The organism is Paenibacillus sp. E222, from assembly GCF_013401555.1.
GTDB lineage: Bacteria > Bacillota > Bacilli > Paenibacillales > Paenibacillaceae > Paenibacillus.
In genome coordinates this window covers 5,658,765-5,674,600 of the sequence record NZ_CP058552.1, presented here as the reverse complement: position 1 = coordinate 5,674,600, position 15,836 = coordinate 5,658,765, and the positions used below count along the sequence as shown (strand labels likewise).

13 protein-coding genes are annotated in these 15,836 nt (G+C 46.0%); 12 read left to right on the top strand and 1 reads right to left on the bottom strand.

Annotated features, from left to right (window positions below):
* Positions 1-65: 65 nt before the first annotated feature.
* From HW560_RS25045 to HW560_RS25035, 3 genes are all read left to right on the top strand, one after another.
* Positions 66-650 (top strand): TetR/AcrR family transcriptional regulator, encoded by a 585-nt coding sequence (locus HW560_RS25045; protein ID WP_179265038.1) that lies wholly within the window; start codon positions 66-68, stop codon positions 648-650.
* 33 nt (positions 651-683) lie between these two features.
* Positions 684-935, top strand: coding sequence for a hypothetical protein (locus tag HW560_RS25040; protein ID WP_179265037.1), 252 nt, complete (start codon positions 684-686; stop codon positions 933-935).
* Positions 936-1,123: 188 nt separating this feature from the next.
* Entirely contained in the window at positions 1,124-2,098 is a 975-nt protein-coding gene (locus tag HW560_RS25035) for a D-2-hydroxyacid dehydrogenase family protein (RefSeq protein WP_090896937.1), read from the top strand.
* Between the two features lie 149 nt (positions 2,099-2,247).
* On the opposite strand, the gene HW560_RS25030 is transcribed toward HW560_RS25035, so the two are convergent.
* Positions 2,248-3,285: a LacI family DNA-binding transcriptional regulator gene (locus tag HW560_RS25030; protein WP_090896941.1), complete on the bottom strand. Its 1,038-nt coding sequence runs from the start codon at positions 3,283-3,285 to the stop codon at positions 2,248-2,250.
* Between the two features lie 419 nt (positions 3,286-3,704).
* On the opposite strand from HW560_RS25030, the gene HW560_RS25025 reads away from it, so the two are divergent.
* The 9 genes from HW560_RS25025 (at position 3,705) to HW560_RS24985 (ending at position 15,748) form a co-directional block, all read left to right on the top strand.
* Positions 3,705-4,754 carry a 2,3-butanediol dehydrogenase gene (locus tag HW560_RS25025; RefSeq protein ID WP_090896944.1) on the top strand — a complete coding sequence of 350 codons (1,050 nt, stop codon included), beginning with the start codon at positions 3,705-3,707 and terminating at the stop codon, positions 4,752-4,754.
* Positions 4,755-5,038: 284 nt separating this feature from the next.
* The gene (locus HW560_RS25020) at positions 5,039-6,352 is read left to right on the top strand and encodes a hypothetical protein (protein ID WP_179265036.1); all 1,314 of its coding nucleotides are present in this window, start codon (positions 5,039-5,041) and stop codon (positions 6,350-6,352) included.
* A gap of 196 nt (positions 6,353-6,548) precedes the next feature.
* Positions 6,549-7,652 carry an NADH:flavin oxidoreductase gene (locus HW560_RS25015; protein WP_179265035.1) on the top strand — a complete coding sequence of 368 codons (1,104 nt, stop codon included), beginning with the start codon at positions 6,549-6,551 and terminating at the stop codon, positions 7,650-7,652.
* Positions 7,653-8,047: 395 nt separating this feature from the next.
* The gene (gene nagZ / locus HW560_RS25010; protein ID WP_256222021.1) at positions 8,048-9,385 is read left to right on the top strand and encodes a beta-N-acetylhexosaminidase; all 1,338 of its coding nucleotides are present in this window, start codon (positions 8,048-8,050) and stop codon (positions 9,383-9,385) included.
* A 73-nt stretch (positions 9,386-9,458) separates the two neighbouring features.
* Positions 9,459-10,163: a response regulator transcription factor gene (locus tag HW560_RS25005; protein ID WP_053782085.1), complete on the top strand. Its 705-nt coding sequence runs from the start codon at positions 9,459-9,461 to the stop codon at positions 10,161-10,163.
* Complete coding sequence (locus HW560_RS25000) at positions 10,160-11,146, top strand: sensor histidine kinase (protein ID WP_179265034.1); 987 nt, start codon at positions 10,160-10,162, stop codon at positions 11,144-11,146. Before HW560_RS25005 ends, HW560_RS25000 begins: the two co-directional genes overlap by 4 nt.
* Before the next feature lie 279 nt (positions 11,147-11,425).
* On the top strand, positions 11,426-12,196 hold the full coding sequence (locus HW560_RS24995; protein WP_090896962.1) for an ABC transporter ATP-binding protein: 771 nt from the start codon (positions 11,426-11,428) through the stop codon (positions 12,194-12,196).
* Positions 12,171-14,123: an ABC transporter permease gene (locus HW560_RS24990; protein ID WP_179265033.1), complete on the top strand. Its 1,953-nt coding sequence runs from the start codon at positions 12,171-12,173 to the stop codon at positions 14,121-14,123. Before HW560_RS24995 ends, HW560_RS24990 begins: the two co-directional genes overlap by 26 nt.
* A gap of 197 nt (positions 14,124-14,320) precedes the next feature.
* Positions 14,321-15,748, top strand: coding sequence for a 4-hydroxyphenylacetate 3-hydroxylase family protein (locus tag HW560_RS24985; protein ID WP_179265912.1), 1,428 nt, complete (start codon positions 14,321-14,323; stop codon positions 15,746-15,748).
* Positions 15,749-15,836 lie beyond the last annotated feature (88 nt).

The window sequence follows — 15,836 nt, the reverse complement described above, 5'->3', positions numbered from 1 at the left end:
GACATGGGAATGGGATGTAGATTAAAATAGTTATATACTGATCGATACACAAAGAGGGTGAATACATGGTTAGACAACGGGAATTTGATACGGATCAGGCACTGGAAGCGGCAATGCAGATTTTTTGGGATAAGGGATTTGAAGCGACATCCTTAAGTGATTTGACAACAGTCATGGGGATTCAGCGCCCCAGTCTATATGCGGCTTTTGGTGACAAAAAGGAATTGTTTGAAACGGCACTTCGCAGATATACGACTTTGCATGCTGCTCAGGTCAGATTCAGGCTTCAACATACATCCTCTGTAAAAGAAGCCTTCCATGCTTTATTTGAACATATCGGAGCAGAAGGGGATGTGACAGATGCTCGTCACGGCTGTTTTTGCATCAATACGATGGTTGAACTGGCTCCGCATGACCCCAAATTCGCTGTTCTGACACGCGAGCACCAGATGTATCTGGCGGCGATTTTCAAGGAGACGATTGAACGGGGGCAGGAAACAGGGGAATTGTCTAACGACCTTGACGCAAATGATCTCTCAAAATCTCTGGTGGTATCGATGATTGGATTGACCGTAATGATGAAATCGGAGCCGGATCGCTCATTTGTGCAGCAGAGTATTAAGGTTACGTTATCGTTGTTAGAAGGATGAGGGAGCAATTTCATTTTTAGAAAGGGTGTTCATATGGAGCGTTATATTCATAGGATCTACCTTGTCGTTTTATACATTATAGGTGTGCTGCTAACAACGTACGGTGGGATGGGGATCATCGAGTTCAGTTTGATTGTAATTGCCGTGCTTGCTTTTATTGCTATTGTGGGTTCCCTGACAGAGAATAATCAATCGAAATTGGATACGATTTTTGCGAAAATACGGTCCTTGTTTCTAGTAGCGATGGCCATTTTGATCACGGCGTTGCTTTTCAAACTGTTTTGATGTGAAAGAGAGAAGCGGGAGCGTGTTCCTGCTCTTTTTTGTGTCTGAGGACATTGGGCAGATCGGGTCTGAGTTGATACAATACAGATAGGGTATAGATAAAATTAGGATGTATCATATGATTTACATATGCGAGAAACATGTTAAACCTTGTTCGATGATGCACATATTGAGGAGGAGATTCAACCATGCAGACGAAGTTGCGTTGTGCCATATTGGATGATTATCAGAATGTAGCCCTTTCTTCAGCAGATTGGACTCCTATCCTGGATCGGGTTGAAGTTCAGACGTTCAATAATTACATGGGATCAGAAGAGAAGGTCGTTCAGGAACTGCAGGATTTTGAGATTATTGTCTTGATGCGTGAGCGTACACCTTTTCCTGAATCTGTGATAACTCAATTACCCAATCTTAAGCTTCTTGTTACAAGCGGCATGCGCAATGCCTCCATTGACCTCCAGGCTGCGGAAGAAAGCGGTGTAATCGTGTGCGGCACGGAAGGCAGCTCGAACCCTCCGACTGAACTCACATGGGCGCTGATACTGGGTCTGTCCAGACAACTGGTAACTGAAAATAACGCACTGCGTTCCAATCGGAATTGGCAGAGTACAGTTGGCATGGATTTGTACGGAAAGACATTGGGATTGCTCGGACTAGGCAAGATTGGCAGCCGGATGGCAGAGATTGCCCATGCCTTTGGCATGGACGTGATCGCCTGGAGTGAGAATTTGACACAGGAACGAGCGGAGGAACAGGGCGTCCAATGGGCAGAGACCAAGGAACAGCTGCTGGAACAAAGCGATATTGTTTCCATCCATCTAGTGCTTAGTGATCGGACACGTAATCTGATCGGACGAGCCGAGCTGCAACGGATGAAAAATACCGCTTTATTGATCAATACGTCCCGTGCAGGCATTGTGGATCAAGAGGCGATGGTCGAAGCTTTACAGAAGGAGTGGATTGCCGGGGCGGGCCTGGACGTATATGAACAGGAGCCTCTTCCTGTGAATCATACGTTGCGTACACTGCCCAATCTGCTGGCAACACCGCACCTGGGTTATGTGACTCAAGGCAACTATGCCATTTATTTTAACCATACCGTAGAGGATATTGAGATGTTTATGAAAGGAACACCGATCAGACAATTGCATTCGAAGAAGTAATTGCTCGGAGGTGGGTTTGAGATAAAAAGGTGTGAATGAAGATAAAAAAAAGGTGTTTCTCAGGACGGAATTTATTCCTGGTGAACACCTTTTTTGTGTTTATCGATGGTTGGGACTGTCCATTACATCCGGTGTTTTCGCAATGATTCTTATGCGCGTGGTCCTTGTGAAGATGAGCGGATCATGGCTACGCTGGACTCGCGCACAATTAACCGTGGTTCAAATTGAATATGCTCGTAATCCGTGGTGCTCATCTCTCGAATCCGTTTTAACAGCAATTCCGTTGCAAGTCTGGCCACTTCTTCGCCCATGATCGAGACTGAACTGATCTGCGGAGACGTAACGGTAGTCCATTGGTTGTTATCAACACCCACAACAGCGATATCTTCAGGGACACGAACGCCGAGTTCTTTAAACCGATTTACCAGTCCGATGGCGACCATATCGTTAATCGCGTATACGGCATCTGGCATGTGAGTCAGCCCATAGAAATAATCCGCTGCATTAGCCCCCGTATTCAATGAAAAATCTTCTCCGAAGTAAACAAGCGAGATGTCTACATGTCCGAGCGCCTGCTCATAAGCCCGATAACGCTCTTCGATAATATCTTTCGGAGCACCAGCGTATGCAATGCGGGTCCGGCCAATCTTAATCAGATGTTCCATCACCAGTTTCCCTTCAGGCTGTGAAAGAGAAACAACATCTGCTTTCATGCCGGGGTCCAGCTTTTTACCGTAATTGATCATGGAAATGGGAAGAGGAGCTTTATCAATTAAGCCAGGCAACGTTTTGGGATAAGCCAGAGGCATGAAAACAAGTCCGTCCACGTGCAATTTTTTGATCGTACGAATGGTTTCCAGTTCCGTTCGTGCATTACCCGCCGTATTGATTTGAACCACATGATACCCGTGCTGCTTCGCCGTTTGTTCAACAGACCAAGAGATCTCGGGAATGATGGCATTGCGTATGTCAGGTACAACCAGTGCGATCTGATGCGTCTGGCGTATTTTCAAACTCTGGGCAGAGGTATTGGGGACAAATCCAAGCTCCTCAATGGCCTGCAAGACTTTATCCCGTGTTTTGTTGCTAATGCCTTCGGAATTGTTAATGGCTCGGGAGACGGTAGCGATACCTACACCTGCAAGTTCTGCAACGTCCTTGATCGTAACCTTCTGATCTTTACTCACGTTTAGTTAACCTCACTTCATCGGAAACGATTCCGAATTTTGAAAATATGTACGAATGGAATGTCAATCCTATACCTTGATTATAACATTTGAGCCAACAAGTATCTCGTGAATACGATTGAAAGTTCAGAGATGTCTGTTGGGTTTCCCAAAAGAACCTAAGGGGAGTTGAGATAAATAGCGTATTATTCTATATCCATTGAATTAAACATTTACACGAGAACGGAGAGGAAGCCACAGAGCAAAAACTTTAGATATATTGAAAACGCTGACATTTCACCAGAATTATCGACGTAAAATTCATAAGATAGACATATGTGTGACAAATTATGTTTGACAGCCTATTTAAAATGTGACATATTTAACTTACGGAAACGTTTCCGATTATATCAAAAATTATGATCTGGGAGATGAAACAAATGAAAGCATTGCGTTGGCATGGAGTAAAAGATTTGCGTCTCGAAAATATTGATGAACCCCGCCCTGAACAGGGGAAGGTTAAAATAAAAGTGGAGTGGTGTGGGATCTGTGGCAGTGACTTGCACGAGTATACTGCTGGCCCAATCTTCATTCCGGCTCAAGCGCCGCATCCGCTAACAGGGGAACAAGCACCTGTTGTGATGGGGCATGAATTTTCAGGACAAGTCGTTGAAGTAGGAGAAGGTGTGACACGTTTTCAGGCAGGTGACCGCGTAGTGGTCGAACCGATTTATGCATGTGGTCATTGTGAAGCCTGTAAACAGGGGAAATACAATTTGTGCGATCAGATGGGTTTCTTGGGCCTGGCTGGTGGAGGAGGAGGTTTCTCAGAGTATGTAACAGCTGAGGAATATATGGTGCACGCCATTCCTGATTCCATCTCGTACGAGCAAGGAGCGTTGGTGGAGCCTTCCGCAGTAGCTCTTCATGCGGTTCGTCAAAGCAAGCTGAAAGTCGGCGACACTGCCGCTGTTTTTGGTGCGGGTCCTATCGGGTTGCTGGTTATTGAAGCGTTGAAAGCTTCTGGCGCATCGGATATTTATGTCGTGGAATTATCCAAGGAACGTAAAGCCAAAGCGGAAGAACTTGGTGCCATTGTTATTGACCCTACACAATACAATGTGGTGGACGAAATTCATGCACGTACGCAAGGCGGCGTAAATGTAGCTTATGAAGTAACGGGTGTACCGCGCGTACTGCAACAAGCGATTGATTCAACGCGTATTGGCGGTGAATTGATGATCGTCAGCATTTTTGAACAGGAAGCACCGATTGTGCCAAACTCCATTGTCATGAAGGAGCGTACGGTCAATGGCATTATCGGTTACCGTGACGTATTCCCGGCTGTGATTAGCCTGATGGCTAAAGGTTTCTTCCCAGCTGACAAGCTGGTAACCAAACGAATCAGCCTGGACGAAGTGGTGGAGCATGGATTTGAAGCACTGCTGAAAGAGAAAAACCAGGTTAAAATTCTGGTAAAAGCAGAGTAAATTTACCAAGCCATACAACAAGACAATTTAATAGGGTGGAAGTCAACGAATGGCAACAGTCACCCAGTTGAAGTTCAACTTGAGCTGTTGCGTAAGTGGTAGGCGCCACAACGAATGAATGACAAATAGACAACGCATCTTCGGATGCGATTGTCTATTTTTTTTGCACAGAGCGGGCGGAATTTGTTGCAAGTACATTCCATTTTACATAATATAAAAAGATACAATTTGTATCATTTTGATATAAAGGTGTTATCTCATAAAAAATGAAGGAGGAAGCGGACATGCAGAGGAATACGAAGTGGGCAGCCGTGATTTTGACGATTGTTGCAGGCATGGGCTGGCTGCTTATGGGGAATTCGAAACCCAAAAACAATGTTTCAACCGATCAGCAGCCGACTGCCGAACGGGCACTTGCCAAGGTGTCTAGCACGCCTATCACATCAGCCGATGTGACGTCCAAGATCGAGTTGCTTGGAAAACCTTTTAAGAAAGCACCGTATGCCAATAATGTCTGGGACTTGCAGCTGTACAGAGGGAAAATATATATGGGTCATGGGAACAGCAGTAATTTGGGTGTTTCACCTAATGCGGGTCCTATTCCAGTCATTTATTACGATACAGCCCATCCCAAATTTATAACCCAGTCCGTCACCAGTAGTAATCCGAGCATCGTTCCTTCGACCAAATTGTACGTGGATGAGGAACAGATTGACATTTATAAAGTGCTGAACGACAAATTATATATTCCCGGAAATGATTCGGATGGTGAGCAGTGGGATATGGGAAACTTCTACCGGTTAGATGGAGATGTATGGACAAAGTATCGCAATCTGCCGCTAGGTGTACACGTATATGATTTGGCGTCCTATCAGGGCAAACTGTTCGCAGCGCTGGGCACCGAGCAGAAACCTACTGTATTAATCTCTCATGATCAAGGCGAAACATGGCAAAAATTCGCGACCATCAACACGTTTGGCTTCAGGGCATATACGTTATTTGAAATCAAGGGCAAATTATATGCATCAGGCATGATGTATCCTGCCAATAAAATTTGGGGTGATAAAACCAATATATTAGAGATTAATGAGAAGTTTGAAAAGAAAGATGTCGTCATCTATGGTAGCAAAATGCTCCCAGGCTTATCCTACCAAACCGGCACAGTGCCGTATAATAAAATAGGGAAAAACATTAATTTCAACAATAAGCTGCTTTATATTGCCGGAGGGGTATTCAATGATGGGCAGCTATTACCCAAATCCTTGAATGTCATGACCGACATTAATCAGGCAGTACGCGTCATTTTGCCAGATACTCAAGCTCTTCCTACGGATCTACTGCTTCGGGACGGGAAAGTCTATGTGCTTACCTACACACGCAAAAGTGCGAATCTCTATATAAACCGGGTGTATCAATCGACAGATCTGAACACATGGAATGAAATTCTCCGTTTTAACCAAGACACGTACGCCAGGTCTTTTGAAGAACACGAAGGTGATTTCTACTTTGGGCTGGGCACAGACCCGGATGTTCTATCCACTTCATCAGGCAAACTGCTCAGAGTTAATCGCAATGATATTCCTGTTAATTCTAATTAATTTGAAGGAAGATTATGGATTATATACTATGCTTCATCCACATTTTTGGTTACAGAGAGGGCGGTTTTGGGTTAAAAGTAGGGCAGGCTGAAATCGTAGAACTTCTTAGAAGAAGCTACATTGAACTTGCTCTATTTTTTTGTGCAAGAAAGTTTACATGTTTTCTTCCAATCTGATCGTAAAGGAGCAATACACAATGAATGTACCGTCAGCTTTGTTTAAACCATTCACCTCGGACAAGCTTAACCTGTCCAACCGGATCGTCATGGCGCCTATGACTCGTGGATTTTCACCCGAAGGAGTACCCGGACCAGAGGTCGTGGAATACTATCGTCGCAGAGCAGCCGGAGGTGTAGGGCTGATCATTACGGAAGGAACGGGCATTAACCACCCCTCATCCATTAGTGGCGCAAGCATTCCGTTGTTCCATGGCGAAGAATCACTGCAGGGTTGGGCGAATGTAGTCAAGGCTGTCCATGAGGCAGGTGGCAAAATCATGCCACAATTATGGCATGTAGGTACAGCCCGCCGTTCAGGTGATTTGCCCAATGCAGAAGCTGAGCCGGTAGGCCCATCGGGAATAAGCATGGCAGGTGAACCTGAGAGAGAATCTTTGTCAGAGGACGAGATCAAGGGTATTATCCAGGCGTATGCCCAAGCTGCAGCTGATGCGCAGCGTATCGGTTTCGATGGTATTGAGCTTCACGGGGCTCATGGCTACCTGATTGATCAATTTTTCTGGGAGCAGACCAATCGTCGTACGGATAAATACGGTGGCGATCTGACACAGCGCACGCGTTTTGCAGTTGAAGTTATTGAAGCATGCCGTGCTGCAGTAGGTCCTGACTTCCCGATTGTACTTCGTTTCTCCCAATGGAAAATGGGGAACTATGACGCACGTCTGGTGGAAACGCCAGAACAACTGGAGCAATTCCTTGCACCCCTCACGGCGGCAGGTGTAGATATTTTCCACTGCTCGACTCGTCGATTCTGGCTGCCGGAATTTGATGGCTCAGAGCTGAATCTTGCAGGCTGGACACAGAAAATAAGTGGCAAACCGGCGATCTCCGTTGGATCAGTAGGGCTTGAAGCGGAATTCGTGGACAGAGCGAACGAAAACCAGGGAACGGGTGACGCTCATCTGGATCAGTTGAACGCGAAAATGGAGAATAATGAATTTGACTTGATCGCGTTGGGGCGTGTACTTCTGAGTGATCCGGAATGGCCAAACAAAGTTCGCGAAGGCAGCCAGTCCGAAATCGTCCCTTTTACAACAGAAGTGTTGAAAACACTCTATTAAAGAATAATCTTTAAGGCTTGGAAAGAACAAATGCCAACAGCAACGAAAACCAACGACTACAACAACGAAAATAAAACATATTGCCGCCGAAAGGCGGCTTTTTCACCTCACTATAATAACAATTTCAACATATGAAAAATTCACAATAGAAAACCATTTTTTGCACCGCTGACACCTTATCTCATCCCCTCCAATCACACACGCCCAAGGAATAACACCATGAGATACCACACTTTAACCCCACAAGGGGAAAATTTTTTTGCGTCATTCAGGCTGCATCTTAAGAATTTGTACTTGGGCTGTCTCCATTTTGAAAATGAACCACCTTATGATAAGGTTATGCCTGAACCACACTCAGCCTGAATGACAACAACTCTTAAGGAGGATGACCATCCTTGTATTACCATAATCGCAAGTTAAAAAACAAACACATAAACATGCTTCAAATGTTGTTCCTGCTATTCGGAATAGTCCTGCTCTTATCCGCATGTGGGCAGTCACAGAAGCCTTCCTCGTCAGACCAAAATAACAATAATGCCGGAACGGAGACGAATGCGAATTCAAACGCAGGTGCAGAAGATCAGAATGGTCAGGATGATCAACAGAATACAGTGCCTACGCAGGAAGAGAAAGATCCGGTACAAGAGCAGCTCGACCAATTGTCTTTGGATGAGAAGATCGGACAAATGATTCTGGCGGGTGTTCAGGGAACCACTTTGGATGCTCAAGCGAAACAGATGATCACGGATCAGAAGGTGGGAGGGATTATTTTCTATGCCAATAATGTCTCAACCGTGCCAGGAACAGCAAACTTCGTACAATCCATCAAGGATGCCAATCGTTCCAATCCGGTTCCAATTTTCATGAGTGTGGATCAGGAGGGTGGCAAAGTTAGTCGTATGCCGGAAACGGTTGAGACTATACCCTCCAATGGGAAAGTGGGCAAGACGAAGGATGCTGATTTGGCTGAAACGATGGGCAAATTGTTAGCAAGACAAATTCAACTGGTAGGTTTTAACGTCGATTTTGCTCCAGTGCTGGATGTAAACAGTAATCCGAATAACCCGGTGATAGGGGATCGTTCATTTGGAAGTTCAGCCAGTCTGGTCTCCCAAATGGGTATAGCCGAAATGAAAGGGCTGCGCAGCGAAGGGATTATTCCGGTGGTGAAGCATTTTCCCGGTCACGGAGACACGTCAGTGGACTCCCACTTGGATCTGCCTGTCGTGAACAAAACGGAACAGCAACTTGCCCAGCTGGAGTGGATTCCGTTTGAGGCAGCGGTGAAGGAACAGGTGGAGGCGGTTATGGTAGCCCATATTCTGTTTCCGAAGCTGGATCCCGACCATCCGGCCTCCTTGTCGGACGTCATTATTGGTCAGCAGTTGCGTGGCAAATTCAAGTATGACGGTGTGGTCATCACTGATGATCTGAGCATGGGCGCGATCGCGAAAAATTATAAGCTGAACGATGCTGCCGTGGCGACGGTTCAGGCAGGGAGCGATATTCTGCTGGTAGCTCACAGTTATGAGAGTGCCAAGACTATTTTTGATACGCTGAAGAGTGCGGTGAAGTCAGGAAAAATTTCAGAATCCCGAATTAATGAAAGTGTATATCGAATTCTGGCGTTGAAACAGAAGTATAACTTGTCCGATGAGCAGCAGCCATCTGGAGATTTGAAGCAGCTGAACGCTGACATTGTGGATTGGCGCAAGAAGGTCGATGCCCGATAGTACCCACCTGTGTTATGATTTTGGAAAGAGAATTGCATATTCCATTATGACAGGTTAGAGGTGAGACCTTTTTATGTATACGATAATGATTATTGAAGATGATCCGAAGATTGCGGGTTTACTTCAATCCCATATCGAGAGATATGGTGACAGGGCCGTTGCGGTTGAGGATTTTGAGCAGGTCGTCCAGCAGTTTGAACAGATTAAGCCGCATGTCGTGCTGCTGGATATCAACTTGCCGAGTTACGATGGGTTCTATTGGTGTCGCCAAATTCGCTCCATCTCCACTTGTCCGATTATTTTCATCTCGGCCCGTAGTGGCAAGATGGATCAGGTCATGGCGCTGGAGAATGGTGCGGACGATTATATTACGAAGCCGTTTGAGCATGAGATTGTCATGGCCAAAATTCGAAGTCAGCTGCGCCGGGTGTATGGCGATTACGCTGCGCGTCATGAAGAGCGAAAGGTGGAGCTGGATGGATTAACTGTTTATCTGGAAAGATTGGAGATGGAGCTCGGTGACCGCAAGATACAGCTGACCAAGAAAGAAACCATTTTGCTGGAGACGTTGCTGCGTCGGAGTCCCAAACTGGTTAGCCGTGAAACCATCTTGGAAAAGCTGTGGGATGATTCCTTTGTGGATGATAATACACTTAGCGTGAATGTGACCCGAGTTCGTAAACGATTGACTGAGCTGGGAATTACAGATGCGCTGGAGACGGTACGAGGTTCGGGTTATCGACTCAACAGTAATTGGAAGGCATCGTCGCCCTCATGAAGTTGTTTATCAAAGAACATATTGTACTGACTTGTTGGGTAATCGTTATGCTGTTCACCGTGGTTGCGGTCTTCTGGTACGACGGCTATGACCACTGGTTAACGGCCGCTTATGCGGTATCTCTGGGGTTAGTCCTATATGCAGCCTATCTCATTTATCGGTATCTGTCCCATCGCATGTTTTATTCCCGGATGTCCCATCGAATGAATGATCTGAAAGAATTTGTTCCACTGAATGAGCCCGCGCCCTTGCCGCAGGCATTGTCAGAACTGCTGGACTCACAGTACGGTCATTATCATGCGCATCTGCATCGTCTGGAACAGCGTCAACAGGAATACCTGACTTTTATGAATCAATGGGTTCATCAGATGAAGACACCGTTGTCCGTCATTGAACTGACGGTTGAGGATCAGGAGGATGAGGACGCCCGTTTCATCAGCATTCGAGAGGAAGCAGACCAGATGAGACGAGGGCTGGAAACCGTGCTATACATGGCGCGGCTGGAGACATTTGAACAAGATTTCAGTGTGGAACCAGTATCCCTCAAGGCGGCCGGAGAAGAAGCTATCCATGAACTAAAACGTTTCTTCATTCGCAATCACGTGTATCCCGAGATGAAAATTGATTCTGGGTTAATAGTCCAGTCGGATGCGAAGTGGATTCGGTTTGTCCTCGTACAACTGTTATCCAATGCCATCAAGTACTCTTCCGGGGGAAACGGGCAAAAGGTAATCATCCAGGCTTATGAATCCACACGTTCCATCATTCTTGAAGTGAAGGATCAGGGAGTGGGTATTCCCAAGTCGGATCTTAACCGAGTGTACCAGCCTTTTTTCACCGGAGAGAATGGGCGACATTTTAAAGAATCCACGGGGATGGGACTGTATATTGTAAAGGATGTCCTGACACGAATGAACCATCAGATTGACCTTACATCCGTTCAGGGAGAAGGGACAACGGTAACCATTACATTTGAAACCTGAAATATAAAGCAGCATAATGCGGAATGAAATGAGAAGACGTCTGGTGCCCTGATAGGGATCGGCGTCTTTCTCATTTTCTACATATGAGAGGACGATTGTCGGATAGTGAGACTGTATAACCTTACAATAATGTCATGAAGATGAAAGGTTAATCCATAGGAGAATGGTCGAAACTTCGATAGACTGAAGTCAGAAAGTAGAGAACGACCTCGAATGGCGAAGAAGTTCAGTTCAACGTGGTTTAATTCAAATTCGAAATCTAAAAGGAGCCATTAACCTATGGAGATATGTTCAGTGAAACAGATTAGCAAAATTTATAAAGGGATCGTGTCATACGAAGCCTTGTCAGGAATTGATCTCAGTATTCAGGAGGGTGAATTCGTCGGCATCATGGGTCCATCAGGCAGCGGTAAAACAACGTTGCTAAACATGATTTCAACCATTGACCACCCGACTTCAGGGGAATTGCAGATTGCAGGAAAGAACCCGTTTGAACTGGATCACGATGAACTTGCTCTGTTCAGACGCCGAGAGCTGGGATTCGTATTTCAGTCGTTTAACCTGCTCAACACACTCACGGTAAAAGAAAATATTGTCCTGCCGCTTACGCTCGACGGAGTATCGGTTGAGGAGATGAATGAACGTGTTGATCGACTCGCAGAGAAGCTGGGCATCGCCTCTCTGCTGAACAAACGCACGTATGAAATTTCCGGAGGTCAGGCCCAGCGGACAGCAATCGCACGAGCCCTGATCCATTCTCCCAAGCTGGTGCTGGCTGATGAGCCTACAGGAAATCTCGATTCGAAGGCAGCGCGTGATGTAATGGAGATGCTGGAGCGTCGCAACCAGGAAGATCGGGCCACTATGCTGCTGGTCACGCATGACGCTGTTGCGGCAAGTTATTGCAGCCGGGTTGTATTTATTAAGGATGGACGACTGTACAACGAAATTCACTATGGAGATAACCGATCAACGTTTTATCAGCGAATCATCAACGTATTATCCCTGATGGGAGGCTCAGGACATGAATTTTCGCCAGTTCGCCATTAATAATGTTGTTCGGAACAAACGAATTTATCTGGCTCATTTCCTGAGCAGTACGTTTTCCGTCATGATCTTTTTTACGTATGCGCTGCTTTTGTTTCACCCGGATCTGAAGGATGGACTGAAGGGTTCAAGTGGGACAGTGACCATGCTTGCGAATCAGGGTTTTTTGATTGCTGAAATCATTATTTTCATCTTTTCGTTTCTGTTTCTACTCTATTCCGTAGGTTCATTTCTCAAGACGCGCAAAAAAGAATTCGGCATATTTCAAATCATTGGCATGACACGTAAACAGATGAACCGACTGTTATTTATGGAGAACTTGTGCATTGGACTCGCCGCCATTGTGGCAGGCGTTGGATTAGGAATGATCTTTGCCAAGCTGATCCTGTTGATCTGCGGTTCGATGCTGGCTGTGGAGGAAAGTCTTCGATTCTATTTTCCATTAAAAGCAATCGCACTTACTGTCGGAGCATTTCTGCTGCTGTTTGTTGTGATTGCGCTGAGCTCGTCTCTGCTAATGCGAAAAGGGTCATTGATTGACCTTGTAAAATCAGAGGAAAAACCAAAACCCGAGCCAAAGGCCTCTCGTCTTTTAGCACTTCTCTCCGTCATACTCATTGGGGGTGGATATGCAGGTGTATTTGCCTTTGTATGGATCACATACTCCTTCCCTTTGCTGTTTGGCAGTGTGGTTTTGGTTATTGCAGGCACGTATCTGTTATTCACCCAACTTAGTGTGTATGCCATTCGGGCGCTTAAAAGCAATAAGCGTTTGTTTTTCCGCAAAACGAATTTGCTGTTTCTGTCCGAACTTACCTATCGAATGAAAGATAATGCCGTCATGTTTTTTATGGTAAGTGTGATCTCGGCTTCTGCCTTTACAGGCATTGGCACGATGCTGGCGATCGGCGATCCGGGATTGTCATCGATGTCAAATCCATATGCGTTTACCTACCAAAATTCATGGGATACACCTGGCGCAGAACGGCACATCAGGAAGATCGAGGAGACATTGATCGATAATGAGGTTCCGTACCAGAAAGGTAGTTATACTCCGCTGTTTGATGACGAGGGGAACTATATCATCAAACTAAGTGAATATAATCATCTTGCCAAGGCGCTCGGTTACCAAGAGCGAACTCTCGAGAATGTGAACGATTCCTTTATGACTCCAGGCAATCTTACGAGTCGCAAGACATTACGAGCAGAAGCCGGGCAGGGTTCAACTGAGAAAAATATCAGTATGTGGGAAGTTCAGGAAAAGGTCAGATTAACAACACCTGCAACCGATATCGTCATCCCTGTTGAATTCAAAAGGGAAGTTTATGTGGTATCCAATGAGCTGTACGACAAGATGAATAGGGAATTTAATATTCAAATCGAGGCTGATGAAAATTATTATCCCGATAGAAAGACGCAATTTGTTGTGACAGATTGGATGGGGACGCGGAAGTTTGCGCCGGATCTGATTGAATCCATTCAAAATGACTCAAGTAATCGGGGCTACTTCGAGATCAGCGCTCTCGTGCTGGATTGGCTTAATTCCAAACAAACCAATGGCATTATCCTTATTCTGAGTGGATTGATTGGCATCGTCTTTTTTACCTTTGCTGCAAGCTTTACCTACTTCCGGTTATATGCAGATCTGGAACGGGATGAAGAGCAGTACCGCATGATTGGTAAGATGGGACTGAGTCGGCCGGAGCTTCGCAACATCGTAACCAGACAGCTGCTGTTAATGTTTTTCTTGCCAATCGTCCTGGCCATTATCCACAGCTCCGTGGCCTTTGTTGCATTACAGCAGTTAGTAGATTTCTCCGTCATGGGTTATACTTTGCGCATTTTCCTGGTATTTGCTTCCATGCAGATTCTGTTCTTCCTGCTGGTACGCTGGCGTTATCTTCGCAATATGTATGCCAAACTGATCTAACATAATTTTAATAGAACAGGCATCGGACCTTAGGTTCGGTGTCTGTTGACTTTTTCCTCGAAAGCAAAGTACTATTTCAATAGATACAGTATGTATCATTTCGATGTAGCTTGACTCTTGAAATGAATAAAACCATCAACACTATTGAGTTTCCTAGCCTTTCTAACTGAGAAGGAGGATTACAATTGAGCTTAACGATGTCCCGTGGACAAGCTTATCTGGAGCGGTTGAACGACGAACGGAATGTATGGCTGGATGGAGAACGTATTCGAGTAACAGAGCATTCTGCCTTCCGGGGAACCTTGCAAACGATTGAAGATCTGTTCAATCTGGTGGATGATGCGGACACGAGAGAGACAGTGGCTTATTGGGATGAGCAGACGAATGGATATGTACACCAGGCTTTTCGAGTACCCCGTAGTGCTCAGGAGATCAGCAGCAGGGCGGCAGCCTTTCGATTGTGGTCTGATCGCACCTATGGTGTAATGAGCCGTCTCTCGGATTACGCCCGGTCCCGCCTGACCGGATGGTATGCCACACGGGATGCAATGGCTGTATATGACCCGGCATATGGTGGTAAAATCGCTGCCTATTATGAGGAGGCAAAACGGAAGGATGTCTTCCTGACCATAGTCCAGCGTGACCCGCAGATTAACCGCGCTCTGCCCGTTGGGGAAGATGAAGATGCAATGCTGCGAATCATTCGTACCAATACGGAGGGCGTTGTCCTTCGTGGGGCCAAGATGGTGGCGACTGCTGCTCCACATGCGGACGATATCATTGCATATCCGATTCAGCGCATTCCCGGACATCGCCCGGAATTGGCGCATATGGTTATTGTGGCAGCAGGAAGTCCAGGATTACATATGGTATGTAGAGAATCTTTTGCAACTTTAGAGTCAGATACTGCTCATCCGCTCAGTAGTCAGTATGATGAGATGGATGCTGTATTATTTTTTGACGATGTGTTTGTACCTTGGGAGCGTGTACTGCTGCACAACAATCCGGAAGCGGTATGGCAGATTCGCTGCAACGTGGCATCCTCCAGTCTGGCTTACCATCAGAGCATTATTCGGCTGCATTCAAAGCTGGAATTCATTACAGCCATCACGTCTTCCGTTGCCAAGGAGATTGGAGTGGATTCCTTCCTGAATGTACAGGAACAGCTCGGGGAGATGATCAGCCAGATGCATACGATTGAAGGACTCATCATCGCATCCGAGGCTCAGGCTGCACCGGATATTCATGGAAACTGGCTGCCATCATTCAAATATATCGAAACAGCCCGTAATCTGGGGAACCGTTATTACCCGCGTGCTGTTGAGATTTTGAAGACGATTGCCGCAGGTGGCCTTATTCAGATCCCTTCCGGGAAGCAGGAGCTCGAAGGAAGTATCAGCCCCATGATGAACAAGTATCTTGGAGGCGTAACGATGCAGGCACCAGAAAAGATTCGGTTATTCCAGCTCGCCTGGGAGCTGACAGGAAGTCCGCTGGGAGCCAGACATGATCTGTATGAACGTTTCTATGCCGGTGACCCGGTGCGCAATCGGGCGAGTCAGTATGTGCAATATGATAAGGACCGATTATATGCCCGGGTTGAACCCTGGTTACGTAGCCAGTGATGAATGGTACTGAAACTTTACTTATTTTAGCTTTATATTTGAAGCTCTGGCCTGATGCCCGGGCTTTTTATTTAGGTTATCTTTAGAA

Bases quoted from the DNA above. Each gene is read 5' to 3' on its own strand.
- HW560_RS25025 (WP_090896944.1), top strand. From the start codon at position 3,705: ATGAAAGCATTGCGTTGGCATGGAGTAAAAGATTTGCGTCTCGAAAAT.
- HW560_RS25020 (WP_179265036.1), top strand. From the start codon at position 5,039: ATGCAGAGGAATACGAAGTGGGCAGCCGTGATTTTGACGATTGTTGCA.
- HW560_RS24990 (WP_179265033.1), top strand. From the start codon at position 12,171: ATGAATTTTCGCCAGTTCGCCATTAATAATGTTGTTCGGAACAAACGA.
- HW560_RS25005 (WP_053782085.1), top strand. From the start codon at position 9,459: ATGTATACGATAATGATTATTGAAGATGATCCGAAGATTGCGGGTTTA.
- HW560_RS24995 (WP_090896962.1), top strand. From the start codon at position 11,426: ATGGAGATATGTTCAGTGAAACAGATTAGCAAAATTTATAAAGGGATC.
- HW560_RS24985 (WP_179265912.1), top strand. From the start codon at position 14,321: ATGTCCCGTGGACAAGCTTATCTGGAGCGGTTGAACGACGAACGGAAT.
- HW560_RS25000 (WP_179265034.1), top strand. From the start codon at position 10,160: ATGAAGTTGTTTATCAAAGAACATATTGTACTGACTTGTTGGGTAATC.
- HW560_RS25040 (WP_179265037.1), top strand. From the start codon at position 684: ATGGAGCGTTATATTCATAGGATCTACCTTGTCGTTTTATACATTATA.
- HW560_RS25045 (WP_179265038.1), top strand. From the start codon at position 66: ATGGTTAGACAACGGGAATTTGATACGGATCAGGCACTGGAAGCGGCA.
- HW560_RS25035 (WP_090896937.1), top strand. From the start codon at position 1,124: ATGCAGACGAAGTTGCGTTGTGCCATATTGGATGATTATCAGAATGTA.
- HW560_RS25015 (WP_179265035.1), top strand. From the start codon at position 6,549: ATGAATGTACCGTCAGCTTTGTTTAAACCATTCACCTCGGACAAGCTT.